Below are 25506 nucleotides of genomic sequence, written 5' to 3' on the forward strand. Positions count from 1 at the left end.
GGCCGACAGGCGTGGGAGCCATCAGGGGGTGCTCACCGTCCGTCCAGCGCCACCCGGACGCCGAAGCCGATCAGCACCGTGGCCATCGCCCGGTCCAGCCACCGCTTCACGCGGTCGCGGGCCAGCAGGCCGCGCGCCTTGGCCGCGAGCCAGGTCACGCCGGCCAGCCACGTCGCGCCGGCCCCGACGTGGATGGCGATGAGCAGCAGCGCCCACCCGGTCGTCCCGCTGCCGTCGGTCGGCAGGAACTGCGGCAGCAACGACATGTAGAACACGCCGACCTTCGGGTTGAGCAGGTTGGTGGTCAGACCCGAGCGGAACGCGCCGAGCGGCCGCATGCCACCGCGCGGGCCCCGCGCCGCGTCCGAGGCCGTCTCCGCGCGGCCGCGGTCCCGCCACGACCGCCAGAGCGCGCTCGCGCCGAGCCACAGCAGGTAGGCCGCCCCCGCGTACCGGATGACGTCGTAGGCGAGCTGGGAGGCGCGCAGCAGCGCGGTCAGGCCGACCACGCTGGCCAGGCCCCAGGTGACCGAGCCCAGCGAGATCCCGCCCACCGCGGCCAGTCCCGTCCGGCGCCCGCCCAGCGCGGTCGAGCGCAGCGTGAACATCGTGTCCAGGCCGGGGCTGACCGCCATCAGCAGGGCGGCGACGACGTAGGCGGTCAGCGCCGCGCCCGTCATGCTTCCAGCTCCTCGTCGTCGAACGCGTCGTCCTCGTCGGCCCCGTCGTCATGGGCGCCGTGCGCCCCGTAACCGCCGTCGTCGAGAGGGTCGAAGCGGCGCCGTCGGCCCGACCGCAGCACCCGCGCCAGCAGCAGGTTGAAGCCGAGCGCGACCTCACGGGCGCCCGGCGTGCCCCACTGGTGGATCGGCATGCACGCGCCCTGCGCCTGCTGCACCGCCAGCCGGTCGGGCAACGCGACCGGCATGACCAGCGGCCCGAAGATCTCCCGGAGCTCGTTGATCCGGAACTGGTGCTCGTGCGAGCGCGGGCGCACCCGGTTCACCACGACGCCCAGCGGTTGCAGGTCGGGGTTGTGCCGCTCCCGCTCCGCCTGCACCGCCTCGAAGGCCCGCTGGACCCCGGAGACGGCGAACATCGTGGGCTCGGTGACCAGCAGCGCCCGGTCGGCCGCCACGAGCGCCGAGCGGGTGAGCTGCCCCAGCGACGGCGGGCAGTCCAGCAGCACGAGCTGGTAGGGGAGGTCGCCGTCGGCCGCGACCTCGTTGATCTTGGTCAGCACCTTGCCCAGCCGGCTGAGCCGGCGCAGGCCAGGGTCGGGGTCGTTGTGCCCCTCCACCTCCTCGGAGCCGACCAGGACGTCCAGGCCCTCGCCCCAGGCGCTGGGCGCCACCGCGGCCTCCAGCACCGAGCGCTTCGGGTCCTCCAGGACGTCCGACAGGCTCGCGTCGGTCTCGGCCGGTTCCAACGTCGCAGTGGCGTTGCACTGCGGGTCGAGGTCGACGACCAGGGTGCGGACGCCCCGCCGTAGCGCTGCCGAGGCCAGCCCCAGCACCACGGTCGTCTTGCCCACGCCACCCTTCAGGCTCAGCACGGCCACCGTATGCACGGCCAGCAGCCTAAGGGGAGATCGCCGGGAACCGTCCGACTCCTCACCCCTCGGTCGCGCCGCGCGGGCCTCGGGCCGGGGCGAGCCCCAGGTCGAATAGGCTTCCCGTCATGCGAACCGACGCCGTGCAGCGGGTGCTGGAGGCCGAGCTCGTCGCCGCGCGCGAGCGCCGGCACGGCGCGGACCCGCTGGTGCTCGACGTGGGTGGGGGCAGCGGGGTGTGGGCGGTGCCGCTGGCCGCCGCCGGCTGCCTGGTCACCGTGATCGACTCCAGCCCGAACGCCCTGGCGACGCTGCGGCGTCGCGCCGAGGAGGCCGGCGTGGCGGGTCGCATCGCGGCCGTGCAGGGCGACGCCGACGCGTTGACCGAGGTGGTGCCGGACGAGGGCGTCGACCTGGTCCTCGGGCACGGCGTGCTGGAGGTCGTCGACGACGCGGAGGCGGCGGTCGCCGCCCTGGCCGCGGCGGCCTGTGCCGGCGGCGCGGTGTCGGTGCTGGTGGCCAACCGGTACGCGGCGGTGCTCGGACGCGCCATGGCCGGCCGGCTGGGCGACGCGCGGCGGCTGCTCGACGACCCGAGCGGCCGGGTCGGCGCGCACGACCCGGTGCTGCGCCGCTTCGACGCCGAGGGGCTCGCCGAGCTGGTCGGCGGGGCCGGTCTCACCGTCGAGGTGCTCCAGGGGCACGGCGTGCTCCACGACCTCGTGCCCGGCGCGGTGCTGGAGGCCCCTGGCGCCGCCGAGGCGCTCGCGGACCTGGAGCTGGCGGCCGCGACCCGGTCGCCGCTGCGCGACGTCGCCAGCCGCCTGCACGCGCTGGGCCGCCGCGGCTCAGCCTGAGCCCTCGCCCGCCGCCACCGGCGCGGCGGGCGCCGCGGACACCGCGGGCGCGGGATTCCCCTCGTCCTCGGCGGCGGGGACCAGGACGATCGCCAGCGCGCCGACGAGCGCCACCGCGGCGAAGACGACGAAGTTCCACGCCGCCCCCAGTCCGGAGCCGAGCACGAGGCCGCCCACCAGCGGACCGCAGATCGCGCCCAGCCGACCGACCCCCAACGACCAGCCCAACGCCGTCGCGCGGCGCGCCGGCGCGTGGTACCGGGCCACGTAGGCGTTGATCAGGTTCTGCGTGCCGATGGTCCCGAACCCGCCCAGCGCGACCAGCACGTGCAGGACCGCCGCGGGGGGACCGGCGGCCATCAGGCCGATCGCGCCGCACGCCACCAGGAAGGCCGTCGTGATCAGGGCCTTCGAGCCGAGCCGGTCCGCGCTCCACCCGCCCGCCACCGAGCCCACGATCGACCCGACGTTGAACACCATCAGGAACGCCAGCGACGAGCCGAGGGGGTAGCCGGCGGCGCGCATGATCTGCGGCAGCCACGTGTTCACCCCGTAGACGAGGAGCAGGCCGCAGAACGACGCCGCCCAGAACGCGGTGGTGGCCAGCGCCGCCCGACCGGCGAACAGGGAGCGCACCGCCGCCCGGGGCGGCTCGGGCACGACGTCGCGCGCGACCGGCCGGGCGAGGCCGAACCGGTCCGCCACCCTGACGGCCTCCGCCAGCCGCCCGCGCGCCACGAGGTAGTCGATGGACTCGGGCAGCCAGCGCAGGGCCACGGGGACGAGCAGGAGCGCGAGCGCCCCCAGCGCGTACATCAGCCGCCACGCGTCCTGCGGGAGCACCAGGGCCAACCCGGCCGAGGCCATGCCACCCACGGCGTAACCGGAGAACACGGTGGCGTACGTGAGGTTGCGGTGGCGCGGCGGGGCGTACTCCACGGCCAACGCGCTGACCGTCGGCATCATCCCGCCCAGCCCGAGGCCGGCGAGGAACCGCAGCAGGCCGAACGTCGTCGGGTCGGGCGCGACCGCGCACAGCAGCATCGCCGCCGAGAACCAGACGACGGACAGCAGGACCGTCCGACGTCGGCCGACCAGGTCGCTGACAGTGCCGACGACCACCGCGCCGAGCAGCATCCCCACCAGCACGTAGCTGCCGATCGCGCCGGCCTGCTCCGGCGACAGCGACCACTGCCGGCTCAGGGTGGGCAGCGTCGCCCCGTAGACGACCAGGTCGTACCCGTCGAAGATCATCGCCAGGCCGCAGACGGCCACGGCGCTCAGGCACGTGCGGCCGGCCCGGCCGCCCCCGGTCACGGTCATGATCTCCTCCCGGCCGATCCTCGCAACCCGCCCCGCGACACCGCCAGGCCCGAGCCGCGCGCGGGCACGTGGCGATGGTCTCCCCGGTGCGGGGCGCGAGCGGGCGGGAGAGTCCCTGGTGGAGGAGGATCGTCGGGGACCGGACGTACACTGCACCACGCGTCGAACGGGCGTTCGAGGGTGTCGGGGAGTGGTCGGAGTGGGGCGCAGCGGCGACCTGCCCAGGGCCTTGCGGCCGGCGCCGGGGGATCCACCGCCCGACGACACCGGCTGCGTCATCCTGCACGTGGACATGGACGCCTTCTACGCGTCCGTCGAGGTCCGCGACCGGCCCGAGCTGCGGGACCGGCCCGTGGTCGTCGGCGGGGTCGGGCCGCGCGGGGTGGTCTCCTCGGCCAACTACGCGGCCAGGGCCTTCGGCGTCCGCTCGGCGATGCCCACCGCCCACGCGCGCCGGCTGTGCCCGCACGCCGTCTACCTCCCTCCGGACTTCCGGCGCTACCAGGAGGTCTCCCGCGGCGTCATGGCGATCTTCGGGGAGATCACACCCCTGGTGGAGCCGCTGAGCCTGGACGAGGCGTTCCTGGACGTCGCGGGGGCGCTGCGGCGCATGGGCGCCACGCCGGCCGGCGTCGCCGCCACGATCAGGGCCAGGGTGGCGGCCGAGCACGGCATCACCTGCTCCGTCGGCGTCGCGTCGACCAAGTTCGTCGCCAAGCTCGCCTCCGGCATGGCCAAGCCGGACGGGATGCTTGTCGTGCCCGCCGACCGGGTCCTCGACCTGCTGCACCCGCTGCCCGTCTCGGCGTTGTGGGGCGTCGGCGCGCGCACGGCCGAGCAACTGCGGCGGGTCGGCCTGGAGACGGTCGCGGACGTCGCCCGCTGCCCCCTGCCCCGGTTGCGACGGGTGATCGGCGTCGCCGCCGCGGAGCACCTGCACGCGCTGGCGAACGGCCGGGACGACCGCCGGGTGGTCCCCGACGCGGCGGAGAAGTCGGTCGGCGCGGAGGAGACGTTCGACACGGACCTGTACGACCGGGCGACGCTGCGCCGTGAACTGCTCCGGCTCGCCGAGCGCACGGCCGCCGCGCTGCGGGGGCGCGGGCTGCGCGGCCGCACTGTCTCGATCAAGGTCCGGTTCGCCGACTTCACCACGATCACGCGGTCGCGGACCCTGGCCGTGCCGACGGACGTGGCCCGCGAGGTGTACGCCACGGCGAAAGACCTGTTCGACAACCATGTGCCCGAGGGAGGGATCAGGCTCGTGGGCGTGCGGGTGGAGCAGTTGCTCGACGCCACGCGCGCCGTCGAGCAGCTCACCTTCGACGCGCCGGAGCGGGGGTGGCGGGACGCGGAACGCGCCGCGGACGTCGCCAGGACGAAGTTCGGCCTTTCGGCGGTACGGCCCGCCTCCTTGCTGCCCCGAGAGGGTGGAGTGGGCAACAGCGCGAAACGTGAGGGTGGGACCGGGTAGTCGCCGCGCCGCGCGGATCGTATCCTCGACGGTGACGCCCCCAAGGCGGGGTGCCCGCCGGGTCCGGCGGCAACCGTGATCACCCGGCGCCCGCGACCGCTGTGCCGGAGGAGGAGCCATGCCACTCTCCGAGCACGAGCAGCGACTGCTCGAGCAGATCGAGCGCGCGCTCTACGCCGAGGACCCGAAGTTCGCATCGACCGTGCGCGGCGCCCAGCTCCACCGGCCGTCGCGGCGTCGACGTCTCCAGGGTGTCGCGCTGTTCGTGTTGGGCCTGGTGTTGCTGGTGCTCGGGGTGGCGCTGCCCGTGCAGCTCGCCGACATCCCGGTCATCAGCGTGCTGGGCTTCCTGGTGATGTTCGGCGGCGCCGTGTTCACGCTCACCGCGCTGGGGCGCGGCGAGCCGGCGCCCGACGACGACGCCCCCGCGGAGGCCGCGAAGCCACGGCGGGGAAGCTCCTTCGCCCAACGGATGGAGGAGCGCTTCCGCCGTCGCTTCGAGGACGACCAGTAGGTCGGGACAGCGACGGGCGTGTCCGGGTTTCCCCGGCACGCCCGTTTTGTCATGTCCGTGTTTCGTCGTCCGTGTTTCGTCGTGCTCGGTTCTCCCGCCCGAGGCTCTGGACACGGTCGGGCTCGGAGGCGGGCCGGTGTCGCTCTCGGCGTCGCCCTCTGGCGGTGGTGCCCCTCGTGGTGATCTCGCGGGGATGCGGTGGCGGCGAACCTTCCAGTGGACCACGGTCGACAGACATTCCTGTCTGGTCTCACCCTTCTGAGGCCCGAGTTATCCACATCCCCCGGAGTTGTCCCCAGCGGGCGGTGTTCAGGTTCTCGGGCGGGGTTTCGGCCGATAGGCTGGAGCGGGGCTCGCCCCCCAGGGCGGGTGGGGGCTGACCTGGGGGAGGGTGGGGCGCGGGAGTTCGTTGGTGGCGAGAGGAGCCCACGTCCAGCCACTCTGGACGGACCTCGTGCCGTCCGCGCTCGCCGGTGCCTCCACAGCCGACTCTCCGTTGTCCCCCGAGGACCGCGAACGCCGTGCGCCGCGGTCCCCAGGAGACGTCCTCAGGCGACGACAGACAGGTGCCGCCCGGCGTGACCTGACGGTCAGCCGTCGTTCGGCCGCCCGCGGGGACGCAGGACCGAACGGGGCAGGATCTTCGCCCGCAGCGCCAGGGGCGCGTTGCGGCGCAGGCTCTCCCGCACCTCGCCCACCGCCGCGGGCAGCTCCTGGCCGCTGGACGGCTGCCCGCCGTACCAGTCCCGCTCCACCGTCGTGATCACCACGCGCAGCGCGCGTTGACCCGCCTCGTCCAGGCGGTGCTCGCGGGCCAGCTTCCGCGCCGCGCCCCGCACGGTGTCGCTGCCCGACACCGCAGCGCCCCGGTCCCAGGACTCGGCGAGCAGCTCCTGCCACGCCGCCTCGGTCGCGCCGGGCCCACCCGCCGCCACCGCCCCCAGCCGGGCCCGGCGTTGCGCGTCGCGCAGCACCGAAGGCAGGGCGCCCAGCGCGAGCGCGACCAGCAGCGCCGTGAGCAGGGACCAGACGAACACCGGTGGCCACCAGGACGCCGGGGCGAGCCCGGCCAGCGCCGCGAAGACCAGCAGCGCCCCGCCGAGCGCCCAGCTCGCCGGTCCGCCGGCGCGGGCGCTGACCACGGTCGGCGAGCCCGTCGCGCTCCCGGCTCTCGTCCCGCGCGCCGCCCTCGTCGCGACGACGGCGAGCACGACCGGCAACAGCAGGGCGAGGGCGCCGAGGACGCCGAGGAGACCGCTCAGGGAGTACCGCACCGGGGGCGGCGGCGCCGAGACCGCGGCCCGGTCTCCGGCCCGCTGGCCGACGGGGCCCGGGGTCGCGCTCGGCCGCGCCCCGGCCGTGCCGCTCGGGGCGGCGCTCGACGTCGGCGCGGCGCCGGTCGTGGTCGGGGCGGGCGTGCCGCTGGTCGTCGGCGCCCCGGTGCCCAGGTGGGGCGGCGTCGCCCTGCGGTCGTTGTCCAGCGGGGTGGGGTCGAACATGGTCCACCCCTGGCCGGGGAAGTAGACCTCCACCCACGCGTGCGCGTCGTCGGTGGTGATCACCCGGTGGTCGCCGGCGCTCGTGCCCGCGGTGAAGCCGACCGCCACCCTGCTCGGCACGTCGAGCGCCCGGAGCATCACCGCCATCGCCGAGGCGTACTGCTCGCAGTAGCCGGCCCGGCCGTGGAAGAGGAAGTCCGTCAAGGCGTCGCCGCCGACGCCCGCGGTCTGGAGGCTGTACCGGAACCCGTTGGCCGGGGTGACGAAATAGTCCTGGAGCGCGAGGGCCTTGTCGAAGTCCGAACGGGCGTCGAGCGTGATCCGGCGGGCGAGGTCGACGACCTTCTGGTCGACCTCGGGCCGCTCGACGTAGGCGGGGTCCACCGAGGTCGCGCCGGAGGGCAGACCCCGGAGCTGCTCCGGGCTGGGGTTGGTGAGCACCGCCTGCTCGACGTACCGCTCGGGCCGCTGGTTGCGCTGCGAGAACACCGCCCCGGCCGTGCTGTCGTAACGCCAGGACCCGTCCAGCTCCGGCAGGGCCAGCGGCACGCCGTACACCGGGAGCCAGTAGTCCCGGTACCCCAGCGGCTCGATGTCCACCGCCACGACCCGGCTGCCCGGCGGGCGGGGCTCCCTGGCGGGCAGCGCGCCGCGCACCGGAACGCCCTCCCCGACCCCGTCCAGGACCCACCCCCTGCCCGGCTCGAACCGGCGCAGCGTCATGGCCCGCAGGTACCGGCTCTCGTCCAGCCCCCGCACCCGGAACAGCTCGACCCGTCGCCCGCGGTCGAGCTGGCCGCGCAGCGACGTGAACGGCTGGAGCCCGATCCCGGTCGACCCGTCCCCGCCGCCCTCCGCGTCCGCGCCGGGCAGGCGCCCCGCGGTGCCGACGAACGTCATGCTGGACCCGACGAGCAGGGCGACCACCACGGAGAGACCGCCGATCGCCGTCGCCGTCGGCGCCACGCCGGACCGCCCACCGCCGGAGGCGCCGACGCGTCCCCGCCACTCCTGGTGGCGGTGCTGGCCGTCCGCGGCGAGCAGCACCGCGAAGCCGAGGGCGCCGAGCACGAAGGACCACCACGGCAGCAGCTCGTCGGCCAGCGAGGCGGGCACGGCGAACACGCACAGCAGCACCAGGCCGGAGGCCGCCGGCGCCTCCGCCTCCACCGCGAGGGTGTCCACCACGATCGCCACGAGCCCGACGGCGACGGTGACCAGGCACATCATCGCCGGGGTCGAGGCCACCGGCGGCACACCCGTCCGCACCTGCTCCACGGACTGGCGCAGCAGTTCCTGGAGCTCCCCGGCGACGGCGGGGCTCGGCAGCACGACGAGAACGGCGTGCTGCGCGAACAGACCGGTCAGCAGGCAGCACAACGCGACCATCTGGCCCACCGCGACCCCGAGGGCGGGCAGCCGGAGCGCGCGCAGGGCCATGCCGCTGGCCGCGACCACGGCGGCCGCCACGGTGACGAACGCCAGCCACTGGCCGCCGGCGAGCACCCCGGACAACGCGGTCGCGGCGCCCACGACCGCCGCGGCGGCGGCCACCGGCGCGAGCGGGATCCGCGCGCCGCGGCGTCGCGCGCCGTCGCTCATCACGTCCTCCCCCCGGGGCTGGCCGCCATCTCCGGCGACACCGCGCTCGGCCGGCACAGCTCGCTCCACACGGCCGCCATCGTGGTGTCGACCCTGGCGACCGCCACCCGCCATCCCGCGCCCCGCAACAGGCGCGCCGCCTCCTCGGGAGCGGGAGCCTTCTCCTCGCCGCCGGTGGCCCATCCCGCCACGTCGACCAGGACGGCCAGGCTGCGCGCGCCGCGCGGACGCCAACGGATCAGCTCGGCCGCGGCGGCCGGCGTGGTCGCGCCCAGCACGGCGACCAGCTCGTGGCCGCCGCCGGGATCGCTGCCGCAGGCCATCTCCCGCCCGTGGGAGGGGGTCAGCCCGGCGAGCGCGTCCAGCACCACGTCCCCGACGTGCCCGCCGTTGGCCGAGGTCCCGGCCAGCACGGCTCCGGTCTCGGTCACCAGCCGCACGTCGTGGCCGTGCCGTTGCAGGTGTAGGCAGACGCTCGCGGTGAGGGAGATCGCCCACTCCAGGCTGGAGGTCGGGCCGTTGCCGCGGTGGGCGGCGCTGCGGCGGTCCAGCAGCACGGTGGTGCCGCCGCGCCACGGCCGCTCCTCGACCCGCACCATCAGCTCGTCGCGCCGGGCGGTCGAACGCCAGTGCACCTTGCGCATGTCGTCGCCCTGCCGCCACGGCCGGACCACCGCGTCGTCCTCGCCCTGCCCGCTGCGCATCCGCAGCGAGCCGTCCTCGCCCGCGCCCAGGCCGGAGCCGGTGGGCACCCCGCTGAGCGGCACCACCCTGGGCACCACGGTCAACCGACCGTGCCCGGCGAGTTCGCGTTCGAACTCGGCCAGGCCGAACGGGTCGGTGACCCTGGCCATCAGCGGGCCGACGTGGTGCACGCCCCGCTGCACGGGCCGCAGGGGATAGGTGAGGACAGTCGTCTCGTTCCTGGGCAGCCGCTCGACCACGAAGCGGGGGCGTCCGCCCAGCGCGTACGGCACACCGTCCTCCAGCAACAGGCCGCCGGCGGGCACGCGCCCCGCGCTGCGCAGCTCCAGCCGCACCTCGGCGTCCGCGCCCACCGCGACCCTGCCGGGCACCAGCGCGCGAGCCGCCAGCAACCGGACCTGCGCGCCGGCGGCCAACGCGGTGGCCAGCACCGGCAGCATCACCAGGAACACCGCGACGCGCAGCAGGTCCCGCTCGTCGAGCACCAGGGAGCACAACGCGGCGGCGATGCCGGCGGCGAGCAGGCACCGCCCGCGGGTGGTCAGACCGGACAGCGCGCGCCGCACCTAGGGCGTCCTCGGGCGCGCGGAGTGGCTCGCGGAGCCCGCGCCCCGCAGGTCCCGCAGCCACTCGGAGGGCTCGGTGGGCCGCTGGGCCCCCGGCCCCTGCGGCACCGGGACCTGGTGCACCAGGCCGCGGACGAGGTCGGCGGGGGAGCGGCGGGCCGCCTGCGCCTCGGGGGTGAGGACGAGCCGGTGCGCCAGGACCGGGACGGCCACCGCCTGCACGTCGTCGGGCACCACGAAGTCCCTGCCGGCCAGGGCCGCGTGCGCCCGCGCCGCCTGGACGAGCTGCAACGTGGCCCTGGGCGAGGCCCCCAGCCGCAGCTCGGGGAGCCGGCGGGTGGCCGAGACCAGTTCGACGGCGTAGCGCCGGACGTCCTTGGACATCAGCACCCGGCGCACCGTGGACAGCAACGCCCGCACCTGCGCGGCGTCGGACACCGGCCGCAGCTCGGCGAGCGGGTCCCTGCCGGCGTGCCCGTCCACCATCGCCAGCTCGGCCTGCGGGTCGGGGTAGCCGACCGAGACCCGGGCGGTGAACCGGTCGCGCTGGGCCTCGGGCAGCGCGTAGGTGCCCTCCATCTCCACCGGGTTCTGGGTGGCGATGACCATGAACGGCGCGTGCAGCGGGTGGGTCCGCCCGTCCACCGTGACCTGGCGCTCCTCCATGCACTCCAGCAGCGCCGACTGGGTCTTGGGCGAGGCCCGGTTGATCTCGTCGCCGACCACGATGTTCGCGAAGACCGGTCCTGGCCGGAACTCGAACTCGTTGTCCTGCCGGTTGAAGATGGAGACCCCGGTGATGTCGCTGGGCAGCAGGTCGGGGGTGAACTGGATCCGGCTGACCGAGCAGTCGATCGACCGCGCGAGCGCCTTGGCCAGCGAGGTCTTGCCCACGCCCGGCACGTCCTCCACCAGCAGGTGCCCCTCGGCCAGCAGGGTCACGAGCGCGATCCGCACCACGTCGGGCTTGCCCACGAGGACCCGCTCCACGTTGGCGGCGATCCGCTGCACGGCGGAGTGCAGCTCGGCGAGCTCGGCCTCGCCGGGATGGCCCTCGGCCGGCCGCCGGCCGTTGCCGCCGGGCCCCTGGGGTGCGGCGGGCGGGAAACCTGACGTCACGCGTCCTCCTGTGCTGCGGCGCCCGCCCTCGCCCCACCGGTCGGCCCGCGCGGGCGCGCGGAACTCGCGGTCACCTCGGGCAGCGTGCCGAGAAGTCTGTCAAACCACGGCGAGACGTCCCACGGTTCGGCCGAGCCACCGGAGCCTCCCCGCCGGGGACGCCTCGTTCCCCACCTTCCCCCACGGTCGGCCCCGCGTGCCAGCAACGCTGGTCGGCGGCCCCGACGGCGGCCGGTCGGGCGCGGGCCGCGCGGGCGCGGCGAGGCCCGCCGAGCGGCCCCGCGGGGGCTGCTCCTGGCCGGTCCGCGTCGGCGGCGGCGTCGGGCCCTCCCCACCGCACCCCACTCGGGCCCCACCGCGCTGAGCTGCGGAAACGTCGACCTGATCGGGCGGTTGTGGCCGCCGTTCCCGTTGACTGTGGTGAAAAGTGGGGTACTGTGGCGGGCGGTGGGGCAGACGGGGGTCCCGCCGGCCGATACGGGTTCGGGAGGGGGCCTGGCTCGGTTGGGGAGGTGGGAGCCGTGTTCCTCGGCACCCACACCCCGAGGCTCGACGACAAGGGTCGGTTGACCCTGCCGGCCAAGTACCGGGACGCGCTCGCAGGGGGGTTGATGGTCACCAAGGGCCAGGACCACTGCCTGTACGTGTTCCCGCGCGCCGAGTTCGAGCAGATGGCCCGCAAGGTCGCCGAGGCCCCCCTCACCAACGAGGCGGTTCGCGCCTTCCAGCGTTACCTGTTCGCCGGCACCGACGAGCAACGGCCGGACGGGCAGGGCCGGATCACGATCGTTCCCGAGCTGCGGCGCTACGCCGGGCTGACCAAGGAGTGCGTGGTCATCGGGGCGATCACCCGGTTGGAGATCTGGGACGCCGCCGCGTGGCAGCGCTACCTCGGAGAACACGAGGAGAGCTACGCGCGGGCGCGGGAGGAGGTGCTGCCCGGGATCTTCTGACCGGGTCGGCGCGCGGCGACGGCGTCGCGTGCGCGGCGGGTGAGGTCGTTCTCCGTCCCTCCCGACTGCCGAGGTGGTCGAGGGGAGGCGTTCGTCGAGGACGGGCGTGGACGTCGTTGGTCCTCCACGTCGGTGTCGGCGGACGTCGTGAACGGGAGGGATCTCGCCGGTCGGACGGCTCGGGTGTCGTTCGGCCTCGGTCCGCTCGGCGGGCCGCGCTCCTCGGATTCCCGGGTGCCGCGCAGGCGGCTCCCACCCGGTCCCCGCCCTGCGGCGACCAGCCAGCGGTGACCCGCCCCGCGCTCCGGCGCGGAGGGGAGAAGCCCTGGCGGTCCAGCAACAGGGACGGTGGGCGGGACGGCCACCGGGTGATCCTGGGCGCGACGGTCCACCGGCCCTGGCGCACCTTCCCCGGCGCCAGGTCCGACGAGCGGGCGGGGACCCGACGACATCCGGGACGCGCTCCGAGGCGCACCGCCTCGCCGAGGCCACCGCTCCTCGAGGCCACCGCTCCGCGAGGTCTCCGGTCCTCGAAGTCTCCGCTCTCCGAGGTCCGCGAGGTCTCCGAGGCCGCCGTCTCTCCGACGTCGCCGCCTCACCCACACCGACCCGTCGAGCGCGGCGACGAGGGCAGGCCCCGACGCGCGGCCGGGGGACGAGGGGCGGGGGAGGCCCGGACAGGCGGGCCGCGCGAGCGACGGCGCCCGGCGCGCGCGACAGAGCGCCCAACGGAACGGAAGCCCCCTGACACTGAGAGCCCTCACACCGAGAGCCCCTCACACTGAGCGCACAGGGTGGAGCGGTGGAGCACGACCCGGAGCGAGGACATCCCGGCGGCCCGGCGTCGCCCCCTTCTGACCGGCGGGCCCCGGGCGACCAGGGCCGGCGGTCAGCCGGCCCCTCCTGGACACCCGTCCCCACGGGCTCGTCGCGTTTCCCCACCTCGTGGCGCTCTCCTCACCCGACACCGCCCGTCCGCGCGCGACGGGTGGCCCGTCCTTCACCGGATTCCGCCCCCGGACGCGCGGCATGCCCGTACTGTGCTGCCCCGGTGGCACGGTCGGGCGACCCGGCGCCGGCCCGGTCCCGGTGGAGATCACAGAGAGGAACGACCCGCCGAGCCAACGGCCGGCGGGTTTCGGACGTCCGAGGAACGGGGTACGCACCACCGCCCTGACCGCACCACCGGACGACGGCGGACGACGGCCCGCTCGGACCTCCGACGACCCGCCGTGACGCGGGACGGCGGAGACGGGGCGGCAGGGCGTCCGGCGACGCCCAACGAACACGCAGAACGAGAGAACGCAGTGAGGTCCCCGGCGCCGGCAGCGCCGCGCCGTCGGGGGCGGGACGAGGACCGGGGGCCGACCCCCGGGGAGGAGACCGTGATGGCGCCGGCTCGGGTGACCCGCGACGGGGACGAGCCCCGGCACGTCCCAGTGCTGTTGGACCGGGTGCTGGACCTGCTCGAACCCGCGCTGGCCGGCGGGCCGGCGGTCTGCGTGGACGCCACGCTGGGCCTGGGCGGCCACACCGAGGCGCTGCTCACCCGCTTCCCCGAGCTGACCGTGGTCGGCCTCGACCGCGACCCCCACGCGCTGGAGCTGTCCGCCCGGCGCCTGGCCCCGTTCGGCGACAGGGCCCGGCTCGTGCACGCCGTCTACGACGAGCTGCCCTCGGCCCTGGCCGACCTCGGCATCCCCGAGGTGCGGGGCGTGCTGTTCGACCTCGGCGTCTCCTCGATGCAGCTCGACGAGGCCGAGCGCGGCTTCGCCTACGCCCAGGACGCCCCGCTGGACATGCGGATGGACCCGACCAGGGGGATCACGGCCGCCGAGGTGCTCAACAGCTACTCGGCGGCGGAGCTGACCCGGATCCTGCGCGACTACGGCGAGGAGCGGTTCGCCTCGCGCATCGCCGCGGCCATCGTCAGGGAACGGCAGAAGGAGCCGTTCCGCGACAGCGCCCGCCTGGTGCGGCTGCTGTACGACGTCGTGCCCGCCGCGAGCCAGCGCACGGGCGGCCACCCCGCGAAGCGGACCTTCCAGGCCCTGCGCATCGAGGTCAACGGCGAGCTGGAGGTCCTGCGGCGCGCGTTGCCGGCCGCGCTGGACGCGCTGGCCGTCGGCGGCCGCATCGTCGTGTTGTCCTACCACTCGCTGGAGGACCGGATGGTCAAGCGAGCCCTCGCCGAGCGGTCCACCTCCCGCACCCCGCCGGGCCTGCCGGTGGAGCTGCCAGGACACGGCCCGCAGTTCCGTCTCCTGGTGCGGGGCTCGGAACCGGCCAGCGACGAGGAGATCGCGGCCAACCCGAGAGCCTCCTCGGTGCGGCTCCGCGCGGCGGAACGGCTCGGGGAGGACACGTGACGGCGCCGGCACGCGTCCCCGACCCCGGCGCGCGAGGGCGCGCGGGCGCCCGCGACCGCGCCCAGGACCGGACCGGCCAGCGCGGCGGCGCCAAGCGGACGGGACAGCGCGCCGGCGCCCGACGGGGCCAGGCCCGCCGCGTGCCGCTGAGCCGGCGGTGGTTGCGGGTGGTGCCGCCGGGAGCGGCGGGCGTGGTGCCCAGGGCACCGTTCGTGTTGCTGGTGATGAGCCTGCTCGCGGCCGGCCTGCTGGCCAGTCTGTGGCTGTCCACCGCGGCCGGCGCGTACTCCTACCGGTTGGAGAACACCCAGCGCGAGGCGCGGGACCTGGCCGAGCAGGCCGAGCAGCTCCGCAGGGAGGTCGCCCAGCGGGAGTCGGCGCCCGACGTGGCGCGCCGGGCCGGGGAGCTGGGCATGGTGCCCGCGCCGGATCCCGCCTGGCTCGTGGTCCGGCCGGACGGCTCGGTGGAGGTGCGCGGCGAGCCGAAACCGGCCACCTCGCCCCCGCCCCCCTCGTCCAGCTCGCCGACGCCGCCGGCGTCCCCGCCGCCGCCGGCGCCGGGCGCCACCCCGCCACCGCCGGCGAACCCCGGCCAGCAGGGACAACAGGGGCAGCAGGGTCAGCAGGGCCAGCCGACGCCGAACGGCCAGAACCAGGGAGGTGGATGATGCAGCGGGCGAACGGACCGGCACCACGTCGTCGTCCCGTGCGGGGCGTGCGCACCGCGCGTCCCCCGGCCGGCTCGGGGCACCACCGCCGCCGGCTCGTGGTCGGGCGGACGCTGCTGGTGGTGGCGTTGCTGCTCGCCGGGGTGAAGCTCGTGCAGGTGCAGGGCCTGGAGGCCGACGCCCTGTCGCAGAAGTCCCAGCAGCAGCGGCTGACCACGAAGAAGATCCCGGCCCGCCGCGGCGCGATCACCGACAGGGAGGGCCGCCAGCTCGCCCTCAGCGAGGAGCGCCGCGCCCTCTACGTGCTGCCGAAGCAGCTCAGGGAGGAGTGGGACAAGCCGGAGACGATCGAGCGGACCAAGCTCAACGCCGACCGCCGCACCGAGCAGATCGCCAAGGGCATGCACGAGGTCCTCGGCGACGAGTTCCCCGAGCAGGAGCTGCTGGCCAAGCTGCGCAGCGACAGGAGCTTCCTCTACCTCGCCGACTCGGTCCGGCCGGAGCAGGCCCGGCAGATCCGCGAGGGCCTGAAGTTCCGCGAGATCGGCGAGGAGTACCGCGAGGTCCGGCAGTACCCGGGCGCCGAGCCGGCCAGCAACATCATCGGCCTCGCCAACTGGCGGATGGACAACCCCAACGACCAGAAGGTCCGCGGCCTGCTCGGCCTGGAGAACCTCCAGGACCCCCTGCTCGCCGGCAGGGACGGCCGTCGCGTCGTCGAGACCGCGCTGAACAACGACGACATGGTCATCCCGGGCACCGAGCGCCAGCTCGAGCCGGCCACGCCGGGGTCGACGCTGGAGCTGACCATCGACTCGGACGTGCAGTACCAGGTGCAGCGGATGCTGGCCGACTACGTCCGCAAGTCCGGGGCGAAGAACGGCAGCGCGGTCGTGCTGGACGCGCACACCGGCGAGGTGTACGCGCTGGCCAACGACAAGACCTTCGACCCGAACGACCCGGACATCCTCAAGAAGCTCAGCAACGACGACCCCCGCCTCGGCAACCCCGCGGTGTCCTCCCCGTTCGAGCCGGGCTCGGTGAACAAGGTGGTCACGGCGGCGGCCGGCGTCGAGTACGGCCTGGTGCGGCCGGACACCGTCCTGGACGTGCCGGGGGCCATCCAGGTCGCCGACCGGCAGATCAGGGACGCCTGGGCCCACGGTCCGATGCGCATGACCTTCACCGGCGTGCTGGCCAAGTCCTCGAACGTGGGGACGATCAAGGTGGCGCAGCAGGTCGGCGAGGAGCGGTTCGCCGAGATGCTGCGCCGGTTCGGGCTGGGCCAGGCCACCGGCGTGGGCCTGCCGGGGGAGAGCGCCGGGGTGGTGCCCGCCCGGCAGCAGTGGTCGGGCAGCACGTTCGGCAACCTCCCGATCGGCCAGGGCCTGTCGATGACCGTCCTCCAGATGGCCGGGATGTACCAGGCGATCGCCAACGACGGCGTGCGCGTGCCGCCCCGGATCATCCGGGCGGAGATCGGCCCGGACGGCCAGCGCAAGGAGACGAAGCGACCCGACGGCGTGAAGGTCGTCAGCCCCGAGACGGCCCGCACCGTGCGGGACATGCTGCGGGCGGTGGTGCAGGACGCGCCGGGCCAGCGCGGCACCGGCCCGCAGGCGGCGCTGGAGGGCTACCAGATCTCCGGCAAGACCGGCACCGCGCAGCAGGTGGACAAGACGTGCGCCTGCTACAGCACCTCGCAGCACTGGATCACGTTCGCGGGCATCCTGCCGGCCAACGCCCCCCGTTTCGTGGTCGGCCTGATGCTGGACGCGCCCACCGGGACGCCCTACAGCGAGTCGGCGGCGCCGCTGTTCCACGACATCGCCTCGTACCTGGCGCAGCGCTTCCAGATCCCCACCTCGGAGCCGGGGCCGGTGCAACAGCTCGTCGTGGGCTGAGCCGGGCCCGGCTCCGGGCTCCGGCCCGACCGGCGAAGATAAAGGATCGATAACAACCACCACCCCGTCGGCGCGGTGGCATGGGCGCGTGCCCGGCCCGGTCGCGCCGACCTGCGTCGATGGAGGGAGGTGTGCGGCACCGGTGGCGGCGGTCACGCGCCGTGCGCCGGTAGCCTTCCGCGACGTGCCCCCCGTCCTGTCTGGCAAGGTCGCGCCTGCCCCGCCCCGCCCGTCGCACGTCACCCCGACCGCCGTCGCCGAACTCGCCCGGCTGGCGGACGCGCGGGTGGTGAGCCAGGGCCCCGACGCCCCGGCGACGCCGGTGACCGGGGTGACGCTGCGCGCCCAGAACACGCGTCCCGGCGACCTCTACGCCGCCCTGCCCGGCGCCAGGGCGCACGGCGCCGACTTCGCCGACCAGGCGTTGGCCGCCGGCGCCGTCGCCGTCCTCACCGACGAGGCCGGCGCGGCCCGCCCCGCGCTGCGCGAGGCCCCCCCGGTCAGGGACGGCCGGGTCCCGGTGCTGGTGTGCGCCGACCCCAGGGCCGTGGTCGGTGGGCTCGCCGCGCACGTCTACGGCAACCCGTCCTCCCGGCTGAGGGTGCTGGGCGTGACCGGCACCTCGGGCAAGACGACCACGACCTACCTGCTGGAGGGCGCGCTGCGCGCCGCCGGCCACACCACGGGCCTGGTCGGCACGGTGGAGACCCGCATCGCCGGCGAGCGCATGGAGAGCGCCTTCACCACGCCGGAGGCCCCCGACCTCCAGGCGTTGTTCGCGTCCATGGTGGAGCGTGGCGTCAGCCACGTGGCCATGGAGGTGTCCAGCCACGCGCTGGCGCTGGGCCGGGTCGCCGGCACCCGCTTCGCGGTTGGCGCGTTCACCAACCTCTCCCAGGACCACCTGGACTTCCACCGCGACCTGGAGGACTACTTCGCCGCCAAGGCGAAGCTGTTCGACGGCCGGTCCGAGCGCGAGGTGGTGTGCGTGGACGGGGAGTGGGGCCGCCGGCTGGTCCGCCCCCACACGATCACCGTGTCCACTGTGGCGGGTCAGGACGCCGGGTGGACGGCGGTGGACGTCGTCTCCCACGCCACGGGCGCCCAGTCCTTCACCGCGGTCGGCCCCGACGGCCGGCGCACGCCGGTCGAGGTGCGGCTGCCGGGGACCTTCAACGTCGCCAACGCCCTGCTGGCGCTGGCCTGCGCGCACGCGGTGGGCGTCGACCCCGCCGACGCCGCGCGTGGACTGTCCGAAGTGGACGTCCCAGGGCGGATGGAGCGGGTGGACCTCGGCCAGGACTTCACCGCGGTCGTGGACTACTCGCACAAGCCGGCCGCGGTCGCCGCGGTGCTCGACGCCGTGCGGGCCCAGCGGGAGCGGGCCGGCCGACCCGGTCGTGTGATCATTGTGCTGGGTTGCGGGGGTGACCGCGACACGGCCAAGCGGCCCCTGATGGGCAGGGTCGCGGCGAGCGGGGCCGACCTGCTGGTGGTCACCGACGACAACCCGCGCGGCGAGGACCCGGCGGCGATCAGGGCCGCCATGCTCGCCGGCGCGCTGGAGCTGCCCGCGACCGACCGGGGCGAGGTCGTCGAGATCGGCGACCGCCGGGAGGCCATCGCGGAGGCGGTGCGGCGCGCCCGCCCCGGTGACGTGGTCGTCGTCGCGGGCAAGGGACACGAGACCGGTCAGGAGGTCGCAGGAGTGGTGCATCCGTTCTCCGATCGCGCCGTGCTCGCCGAGGCCGTCAGGGCCCGGCTGGGCGGCGCGCCGCGGTCCGGCGGGGAGGGCGCGTGATCGAGCTCAGCCTCGCCGAGATCGCCGCGGTGGTCGGCGGCCGCCTGCACCGGGCGGACGGGACGGAGAAGGTCGTCGGCGCCGTCGAGTTCGACTCCAGGAAGGTGACGCCGGGTGGCCTGTTCGTCGCGGTGCCCGGGGAGCGGGTGGACGGGCACGACTTCGCCGCCGCGGCGGTCGCCGCCGGCGCGGCCGGCGTGCTGGCCGGCCGCGAGGTCGACGCCCCCTCGGTGATCGTGCCGCCGGTGGCCGCCGGTTCCGACCGGTCCTACGTGCTCGCCGGCGACCGGGACGGCTCGGGGGCCGCGGTGCTGGCCGCGCTGGCGGCGCTGGCCCGCCACGTCGTCGACCGGCTGACCGCCTCCGGCCTGGCCGTGGTCGGGGTGACCGGCTCGTCCGGCAAGACCTCGACCAAGGACCTCATCGCCCGCCTGCTCGCGCCGCTGGGCCCCACCGTCGCCCCGCCCGGCTCGTTCAACAACGAGCTGGGGCACCCGTGGACGGCCCTGCGCGCCGACGAGCACACCCGGCACCTCGTGCTGGAGCTGTCCGCCCGCGGCGTCGGCCACGTCGCCGCGCTGTGCCGGACCGCCCCGCCGAGGATCGGCGCGGTCCTCAACATCGGCTCGGCGCACCTGGGCGAGTTCGGCTCGCGCGAGGCGATCGCCCAGGCCAAGGGCGAGCTGGTCGAGGCGCTGCCGTCGGCCGAGGCGGGCGGGGTCGCGGTGCTCAACGCCGACGACCCGCTGGTGTCCGCCATGGCCGCGCGGACGTCGGCCAGGGTGGTGCGCTTCGGGCAGTCCGCCGACGCCGACGTGCGGGCCGAGGACGTCGAGCTGGACGAGCTGGGCCGGCCCGGCTTCGAGCTGGTCACCCCGGTCGGCAGGACCAGGGTGCGGCTCGGCCTGCACGGCGAGCACCAGGTCGGCAACGCGCTGGCCGCCGTCGCGGTGGCGTTGGAGTTGGGCGCGGACCTGGAGCGGGTCGCCGAGGAGCTGGCCGCCGCCCGCCCCGCCTCGCGCTGGCGGATGGAGGTCACCGAGCGCCCCGACGGGGTGGTCGTGGTCAACGACGCCTACAACGCCAACCCCGAGTCGGTGCGCGCCGCGCTCAAGACGCTGGTCGCCATGGCCAGGGGGCGCCGGAGCTGGGCCGTGCTGGGCCCGATGGCCGAGCTGGGCGAGCGCAGCGCCGCCGAGCACGACGAGATCGGCCGGCTCGCGGTGCGGTTCAACGTCAGCCGGCTGGTCGTGGTCGGCGAGCAGGCGCGCCCGATGCACCAGGGCGCGTGCTGGGAAGGGTCCTGGGGAGAGGAGTCGGTTCTGGTGCCCGACGTCGAGGCGGCCGTCGCGCTGCTGCGCGCCGAGCTGCGACCGGGTGACGTCGTCCTGGTGAAGGCCTCCCGCGCCGCCGGGTTGGAGCGGGTCGCGCGGGACCTGCTGGCCGGGACGGAGGGGGCCGAGTGAAGGACATCCTCGTCGCGGCCGCGGTCGCGCTGGTCGTCTCCATCCTGCTCACCCCGTACCTGATCAAGGTGTTCAGCCGCCAGGGCTTCGGGCAGGAGATCAGGGAGGAGGCGCCGGAGGGCCACAAGAGCAAGCGGGGCACGCCCACCATGGGTGGCGTGGCGATCCTGCTCGCCATGTGGGCCGGCTACGCGGCCACCCACCTCACGGTGTCCAAGCAGGGGCCGACCGCCTCCGGCCTGCTGGTGCTGATGCTGACCTCGGCGCTGGGCCTGGTCGGCTTCCTCGACGACTTCATCAAGATCCGCAAGCAGCGCAACCTCGGCCTGAACAAGACGGCGAAGCTGGTCGGCCAGTTCGCGGCCGCGGTGATCTTCGCGATCCTGGTGATCCGGTTCCCCGACGAGCGGGACCTGACCCCGGCCTCCACGCACCTGTCCTTCGTCAGGGACATCGCGGTCATCTCGTTCGGCACCGTCGGCTTCATCGTCTTCTGCTACCTGGCGGTGAGCGCCTGGTCGAACGCGGTGAACTTCACCGACGGCATGGACGGCCTGGCCGCGGGCTCCTCCGCGATGGTGCTGGCCGGCTACGTGCTCGTGGCCTTCTGGCAGTACCGCTACGACTGCGGCGTGCCCGGCCAGTTCGGTCCCGGCTGCTACAACGTGCGCGACCCGCTGGACCTGGCCGTCGTGGCCGCGGCGGCGATGGCCGGCTGCATCGGCTTCCTGTGGTGGAACGCCGCCCCAGCCAAGATCTTCATGGGCGACACCGGCTCGCTGGCGCTGGGCGGCCTGGTCGCCGGCCTGTCCATGACCACCCGCACCGAGATGCTGATGATCGTCCTCGGCGGGCTGTTCGTGGTCGAGGCGCTGTCGGTCGTGCTCCAGATCGCGGTGTTCCGCACGACCAGACGCCGGTTGTTCCGGATGGCGCCGTTCCACCACCACTTCGAACTCGCCGGCTGGGCGGAAACAACGATCATCATCCGGTTCTGGCTGATGGCCGGGATCTGCGTGTTGTTCGGCCTCGGCCTGTTCTACAGCGAGTGGGCCGACGCGGCGGGGATCTTCAATGGCTGAGGCGTTCGGCTGGCCGGGGCTGGCCGGCTCCCCGGTGCTGGTGGCCGGCGCCGGGGTGTCCGGCCGCTCCGCCGCCGAGGCCCTGCTGGCCGCCGGCGCCAGGGTGACCGTCACCGACGCGGCCGAGCAGCGGCTGGCCGCGCTGGCCTCGCTCCAGGCCGAGGGCGCGGAGCTGGTGGTCGGCCTGACCGAGCCGCCGGCCGGCACGGCGCTGGTGGTGACCAGCCCCGGCTGGCGGCCGGACACCCCGTTGCTGGCCGCAGCCTCGGCCGCCGGCGTCGAGGTGATCGGCGAGGTCGAGCTGGCCTGGCGGCTGGACCGGGCCAGGGCCGGGGCGGCCGGCGGCCCGGCGACCTGGCTCGCCGTCACCGGGACCAACGGCAAGACCACCACCGTCGGCATGCTGGAGTCGATCCTGCGCGCGGCGGGACTGGACGCGGTGGCCTGCGGCAACGTGGGCCTGCCCGTGGTCGACGCGGTCCGCGCGGGGCACCGGGTGCTGGCGGTGGAGCTGTCGAGCTTCCAGCTCCACTGGTCGCCGTCGCTGCGGCCGGCGGCCGGCGCCGTGCTCAACGTCGCCGAGGACCACCTGGACTGGCACGGCTCGATGGACGCCTACGCGCGGGCGAAGGCGGGGGTGCTCGTCGGCGACGTGGCCGTGGCCGGGGTGGACGACCCCGTCGCGGCCTCGCTGCTGGCCGGGTCGCCCGCCCCCCGGCGCGTCGGCGTGACGCTGGCCGAGCCGGCCGAGGGCCAGCTCGGCCTGCGCGGCGACGCGCTGGTGGACCGGGCGTTCGCCGACGCCGAGGCGCTGGCCGAGGTCGCCGACGTGCGGCCGGGCGGCCCGCCGGGGCTGACCGACGCGCTGGTCGCCGCCGCGTTGGCCCGCGCCCACGGCGTGCCGGCCGACGCGGTGCGGGCCGGCCTGCGCGCGTACCGGCCGGCCGCCCACCGCGCCGAGCTGGTCGGCGAGGTCGACGGCGTCCGCTACGTCGACGACTCCAAGGCGACCAACCCGCACGCCGCCGCCGCGTCCCTGCACGCCCACGACCGGGTCGTGTGGGTGGCCGGCGGGCAGCTCAAGGGCGCCTCGGTGGACGAGCTGGTCGCCGGGGTCGCGTCCCGACTGGCCGGGGTGGTGCTGATGGGCGCCGACCGGGCGCGGTTCGCGGCCGCGTTGGCGCGACACGCCCCGAGGGTCCCGGTCCACGAGGTCACCACGGGTGACGATGGGGCCATGCGGGAAGCGGTGCGAGCCGCCCGGGGCCTGGCCCGACCGGGTGATGTTGTGCTTCTGGCGCCGGCGGCGGCGTCACTCGACATGTTCACCGACTACGCCCACCGTGGGCGCGCCTTCGCCGAGGCGGTGCGGGCGGTGACCACCGAGACCGCCGGCCCGTCGGGACCGGGTCGGTGATCGCCGGTGCCGCGTCGTGCCGAGCCGGGTAGGGCCCGCCGCGCGGGCCCCGCCTCGCCGCGGGCCGTCCTGACGGCGTGGCTGGCCCGCCCGCTCACCTCCTTCCACCTGGTCCTGGCGGTGTTCGGGCTGCTCACCGCGCTGGGCCTGGTGATGGTGTACTCGGCGTCGAGCATCGAGTCGCTGGCCAACGGCGGCACGACCTACGTCGTGTTCCAGAAGCAGCTCATCTACTGCGGTGTCGGCCTGGTCCTGTTCTGGGTGGCGCTGCGCGTCCCACCTCGGGTGATGCGGCGGCTCGCCCCGTTGGCCATGCTGGCCGGCGTCGTCCTGCTCGTGCTCGTGCTCTTCGTGGGCAAGGACATCAACGGGACCCGGAGCTGGTTCAAGATCGGGCCGCTGTCGTTCCAGCCGGTCGAGTTCGCCAAGGTCGCGTTCGTCATGTGGGGCGCGCACATCCTGGTGATCAAGCGCGCGCTGCTCGACCAGTACCGGCACCTGCTCGTGCCGCTGCTCCCGGCGGCGCTGTTGATGTTCGCGCTGGTCATGATGCAGCCCGACCTCGGCGGCACGATCGCGCTCGGCGTGATCCCGCTGGCCCTGCTGTGGTTCGCCGGCGCCCCGCTGCGGCTGTTCGCCGTGATGAGCCTGGGCGCGGTCTCCGGGGCGTTGATCCTGGGCATGACCGCCGACTACCGGATGGACCGGATCACCGCGTTCCTCCACCCCGAGGCCGACCCGGAGGGCAAGGGCTTCCAGGCCAGGCAGGCGCTGTACGCGCTGGGCGAGGGCGGCTTCTTCGGCAAGGGGCTGGGCAGGGCCAGCTCCAAGTGGGACTACCTGCCCAACGTCCACAACGACTTCATCTTCGCGATCATCGGCGAGGAGCTGGGCTTCGTCGGCTGCATGGTGGTGCTCGGCCTGTTCGCCACCCTGGCCTACGTCGGCCTGCGCATCGCCGCCCGCAACACCGACCCCTGGATCCGGCTGGTGGCGGCCACGGTGACGGTGTGGCTGGTCAGCCAGGCCGCGTTCAACATCGGGTACGTGGTCGGGCTGCTGCCCGTCACCGGGCTGACGCTGCCGTTGATCTCCTCGGGCGGGACCTCGGTGGTCACCACCATGCTGGTGTTCGGCATGCTGGCGAACTTCGCCAGGCACGAGCCGGAGGCGGTGTCGGCCCTGCGGTCGCAGGGACAGGACCGGTTCAGCCGCTGGCTGCGCCTGCCCATGCCGGACCCCTACCGGCCGCCGGCCCGCAGGGCCAGGGCGCACCGCCCGCCGGCCCCGGCCGGCCGACCGCCCCACCGGGCCGGCCGGCCCACCGGCGGCGTGGGTCGCGCGGCCGTGCACCCACTGGACGAGCGGCGGCGCGGCCGACGAGGCGCGCCGCCGGAGCAGCGCAGACGCGGAGCAGCACAAGGAGGACAGCGGTAGTGACTGGGCACAACGGGGCCGCGCCGGCTCAGGGGCCGGGCGGCGCCGTGCAGGGTGGGCCCTGCGTGGTGGTCGCCGGCGGCGGCACGGCGGGCCACATCGAGCCGGCGATGGCCCTGGCCGACGCGGTGCGTCGGCTGCGGCCGGACGCGCGGGTCGTCGCGCTGGGCACCGAGCGGGGGCTGGAGACCAAGCTGGTGCCCTCGCGCGGGTACCCGCTGGAGCTGATCCCCCCGGTTCCGCTGCCCCGCAAGCCGAGCCCGGAGCTGCTGCGGCTGCCGCTGAGGGTGCGGTCGGCGGTGAAGCAGACCAGGAACGTCTTCGAGCGGGTCGGCGCGGACGTGGTCGTCGGGTTCGGCGGGTACGTGGCGCTGCCGGCGTACCTGGCGGCGCGGGGCCGGCTGCCGATCGTGGTGCACGAGGCCAACGCCCGCGCCGGCCTGGCCAACAAGGTCGGCGCCCGGTTCGCCGAGCGCGTGCTGGCCGCCGTGCCCGGCAGCGGGCTGCCCGGCGCGCAGGTGATCGGCATCCCGTTGCGGCACTCGATCACCAGCCTGGACAGGGCCGCGTTGCGCGCCGAGGCCCGTCGGCACTTCATGCTCGACGAGAACGCGCCGACGCTGCTGGTGTTCGGCGGCTCACAGGGCGCGCGCACCCTCAACACCGCCGTCTCCGGCGCGGCCGGTGCCCTGGCCGAGGCCGGCATCGGGGTGCTGCACGCGTTCGGCCCGAAGAACAGCGTGGCCGTGCAGCACAAGCCGGGGGCTCCGGCCTACGTGCCCGTGCCCTACCTGGAGCGCATGGACCTGGCGTTGGCCGCCGCCGACCTGGTGCTGTGCCGGTCGGGCGCGATGACCGTCGCCGAGGTGTCGGCGGTCGGGCTGCCCGCGGTGTTCGTCCCGCTGCCGCACGGCAACGGCGAGCAGGCGCTCAACGCGCAGCCGGTGGTCAACGCCGGCGGCGCGCTGCTGGTGCCGGACGCCGAGCTGACCACGCAGAAGATCGTCGACGTGGTGATCCCGTTGCTGCGCGACCCGGCCCGGCTCGCCGCGATGAGCGCGGCGACCAGCGGCAGCGGGCACCGGGACGCCGCCGACCAGCTCGCCAGGATCGTGCTCGAGGTGATGGCCCGGTGACCGTCCTCCCGACTCCCCGACCCGACGGGGCCGCGGCGGGGCTGCCCGAGGTGTTGCGCCGG

General features: G+C 75.2%; 19 protein-coding genes. 13 read left to right on the forward strand and 6 right to left on the reverse strand.

Features of this window, described 5'->3' with window-relative positions; all coding sequences use genetic code 11:
- Positions 1–32: 32 nt before the first annotated feature.
- Both LX15_RS03130 and LX15_RS03135 read right to left on the reverse strand, forming a co-directional pair.
- Positions 33–680 (reverse strand): LysE family translocator, encoded by a 648-nt coding sequence (locus LX15_RS03130; protein WP_253667909.1) that lies wholly within the window; start codon positions 678–680, stop codon positions 33–35.
- Entirely contained in the window at positions 677–1570 is an 894-nt protein-coding gene (locus tag LX15_RS03135) for a ParA family protein (RefSeq protein ID WP_253667910.1), read from the reverse strand. Before LX15_RS03135 ends, LX15_RS03130 begins: the two co-directional genes overlap by 4 nt.
- A gap of 110 nt (positions 1571–1680) precedes the next feature.
- Here LX15_RS03135 and LX15_RS03140 point away from each other — a divergent pair, with 110 nt between their 5' ends.
- Positions 1681–2409 carry a class I SAM-dependent methyltransferase gene (locus LX15_RS03140; protein ID WP_253667911.1) on the forward strand — a complete coding sequence of 243 codons (729 nt, stop codon included), beginning with the start codon at positions 1681–1683 and terminating at the stop codon, positions 2407–2409.
- Here LX15_RS03140 and LX15_RS03145 read toward each other — a convergent pair.
- Entirely contained in the window at positions 2401–3732 is a 1332-nt protein-coding gene (locus tag LX15_RS03145) for an MFS transporter (protein WP_253667912.1), read from the reverse strand. The genes LX15_RS03140 and LX15_RS03145 overlap by 9 nt on opposite strands.
- 199 nt (positions 3733–3931) lie before the next feature.
- On the opposite strand from LX15_RS03145, the gene LX15_RS03150 reads away from it, so the two are divergent.
- A complete protein-coding gene (locus tag LX15_RS03150) occupies positions 3932–5206 on the forward strand; it encodes a DNA polymerase IV (protein ID WP_253668008.1) in 1275 nt (424 codons plus the stop codon).
- Between the two features lie 118 nt (positions 5207–5324).
- Entirely contained in the window at positions 5325–5720 is a 396-nt protein-coding gene (locus tag LX15_RS03155) for an SCO2097 family morphological protein (protein WP_253667913.1), read from the forward strand.
- Positions 5721–6310: 590 nt separating this feature from the next.
- Here the strand turns inward: LX15_RS03155 and LX15_RS03160 are convergent.
- From LX15_RS03160 to LX15_RS03170, 3 genes are read right to left on the reverse strand one after another with little or no spacing between them, the layout of a single operon-like run.
- Positions 6311–8821, reverse strand: a complete 2511-nt coding sequence (locus LX15_RS03160) for a transglutaminase TgpA family protein (RefSeq protein WP_253667914.1) — start codon at positions 8819–8821, stop codon at positions 6311–6313.
- Positions 8821–10092, reverse strand: coding sequence for a DUF58 domain-containing protein (locus tag LX15_RS03165; RefSeq protein WP_253667915.1), 1272 nt, complete (start codon positions 10090–10092; stop codon positions 8821–8823). Before LX15_RS03165 ends, LX15_RS03160 begins: the two co-directional genes overlap by 1 nt.
- Positions 10093–11211, reverse strand: coding sequence for an AAA family ATPase (locus LX15_RS03170; RefSeq protein ID WP_253667916.1), 1119 nt, complete (start codon positions 11209–11211; stop codon positions 10093–10095).
- 521 nt (positions 11212–11732) lie between these two features.
- Between LX15_RS03170 and mraZ the strand changes: the two genes are divergently transcribed.
- From mraZ to murG, 10 genes are all read left to right on the forward strand, one after another.
- Positions 11733–12164 carry a division/cell wall cluster transcriptional repressor MraZ gene (gene mraZ, locus LX15_RS03175; RefSeq protein WP_253667917.1) on the forward strand — a complete coding sequence of 144 codons (432 nt, stop codon included), beginning with the start codon at positions 11733–11735 and terminating at the stop codon, positions 12162–12164.
- Positions 12165–13552: 1388 nt separating this feature from the next.
- Positions 13553–14533: a 16S rRNA (cytosine(1402)-N(4))-methyltransferase RsmH gene (rsmH, locus tag LX15_RS03180; protein ID WP_253667918.1), complete on the forward strand. Its 981-nt coding sequence runs from the start codon at positions 13553–13555 to the stop codon at positions 14531–14533.
- Positions 14530–15201 carry a cell division protein FtsL gene (gene ftsL / locus LX15_RS03185; protein WP_253667919.1) on the forward strand — a complete coding sequence of 224 codons (672 nt, stop codon included), beginning with the start codon at positions 14530–14532 and terminating at the stop codon, positions 15199–15201. The genes rsmH and ftsL overlap by 4 nt, the downstream gene beginning before the upstream one ends.
- On the forward strand, positions 15198–17105 hold the full coding sequence (locus LX15_RS03190) for a peptidoglycan D,D-transpeptidase FtsI family protein (protein ID WP_253667920.1): 1908 nt from the start codon (positions 15198–15200) through the stop codon (positions 17103–17105). Before ftsL ends, LX15_RS03190 begins: the two co-directional genes overlap by 4 nt.
- A 184-nt stretch (positions 17106–17289) precedes the next feature.
- A complete protein-coding gene (locus tag LX15_RS03195; protein WP_253667921.1) occupies positions 17290–18906 on the forward strand; it encodes a UDP-N-acetylmuramoyl-L-alanyl-D-glutamate--2,6-diaminopimelate ligase in 1617 nt (538 codons plus the stop codon).
- A complete protein-coding gene (locus LX15_RS03200; protein WP_253667922.1) occupies positions 18903–20372 on the forward strand; it encodes a UDP-N-acetylmuramoyl-tripeptide--D-alanyl-D-alanine ligase in 1470 nt (489 codons plus the stop codon). Before LX15_RS03195 ends, LX15_RS03200 begins: the two co-directional genes overlap by 4 nt.
- Positions 20369–21454, forward strand: a complete 1086-nt coding sequence (mraY, locus tag LX15_RS03205) for a phospho-N-acetylmuramoyl-pentapeptide-transferase (protein ID WP_253667923.1) — start codon at positions 20369–20371, stop codon at positions 21452–21454. The genes LX15_RS03200 and mraY overlap by 4 nt, the downstream gene beginning before the upstream one ends.
- A complete protein-coding gene (murD, locus tag LX15_RS03210; RefSeq protein ID WP_253667924.1) occupies positions 21447–22871 on the forward strand; it encodes a UDP-N-acetylmuramoyl-L-alanine--D-glutamate ligase in 1425 nt (474 codons plus the stop codon). The genes mraY and murD overlap by 8 nt, the downstream gene beginning before the upstream one ends.
- A gap of 6 nt (positions 22872–22877) precedes the next feature.
- Positions 22878–24308 carry a putative lipid II flippase FtsW gene (ftsW, locus tag LX15_RS03215; protein ID WP_253667925.1) on the forward strand — a complete coding sequence of 477 codons (1431 nt, stop codon included), beginning with the start codon at positions 22878–22880 and terminating at the stop codon, positions 24306–24308.
- Complete coding sequence (gene murG / locus LX15_RS03220; RefSeq protein WP_372502190.1) at positions 24308–25444, forward strand: undecaprenyldiphospho-muramoylpentapeptide beta-N-acetylglucosaminyltransferase; 1137 nt, start codon at positions 24308–24310, stop codon at positions 25442–25444. Before ftsW ends, murG begins: the two co-directional genes overlap by 1 nt.
- The last annotated feature ends 62 nt before the right edge of the window (positions 25445–25506 follow it).

The organism is Streptoalloteichus tenebrarius (genome assembly GCF_024171885.1).
Lineage (GTDB): Bacteria > Actinomycetota > Actinomycetes > Mycobacteriales > Pseudonocardiaceae > Streptoalloteichus > Streptoalloteichus tenebrarius.

Excerpts from the sequence above, each read along its gene's own strand:
- LX15_RS03145 (WP_253667912.1), bottom strand. The coding sequence starts at position 3,732 with ATGACCGTGACCGGGGGCGGCCGGGCCGGCCGCACGTGCCTGAGCGCC.
- LX15_RS03190 (WP_253667920.1), top strand. The coding sequence starts at position 15,198 with ATGATGCAGCGGGCGAACGGACCGGCACCACGTCGTCGTCCCGTGCGG.
- murD (WP_253667924.1), top strand. The coding sequence starts at position 21,447 with ATGGCTGAGGCGTTCGGCTGGCCGGGGCTGGCCGGCTCCCCGGTGCTG.
- LX15_RS03155 (WP_253667913.1), top strand. The coding sequence starts at position 5,325 with ATGCCACTCTCCGAGCACGAGCAGCGACTGCTCGAGCAGATCGAGCGC.
- LX15_RS03130 (WP_253667909.1), bottom strand. The coding sequence starts at position 680 with ATGACGGGCGCGGCGCTGACCGCCTACGTCGTCGCCGCCCTGCTGATG.
- rsmH (WP_253667918.1), top strand. The coding sequence starts at position 13,553 with ATGGCGCCGGCTCGGGTGACCCGCGACGGGGACGAGCCCCGGCACGTC.
- LX15_RS03140 (WP_253667911.1), top strand. The coding sequence starts at position 1,681 with ATGCGAACCGACGCCGTGCAGCGGGTGCTGGAGGCCGAGCTCGTCGCC.
- LX15_RS03160 (WP_253667914.1), bottom strand. The coding sequence starts at position 8,821 with ATGAGCGACGGCGCGCGACGCCGCGGCGCGCGGATCCCGCTCGCGCCG.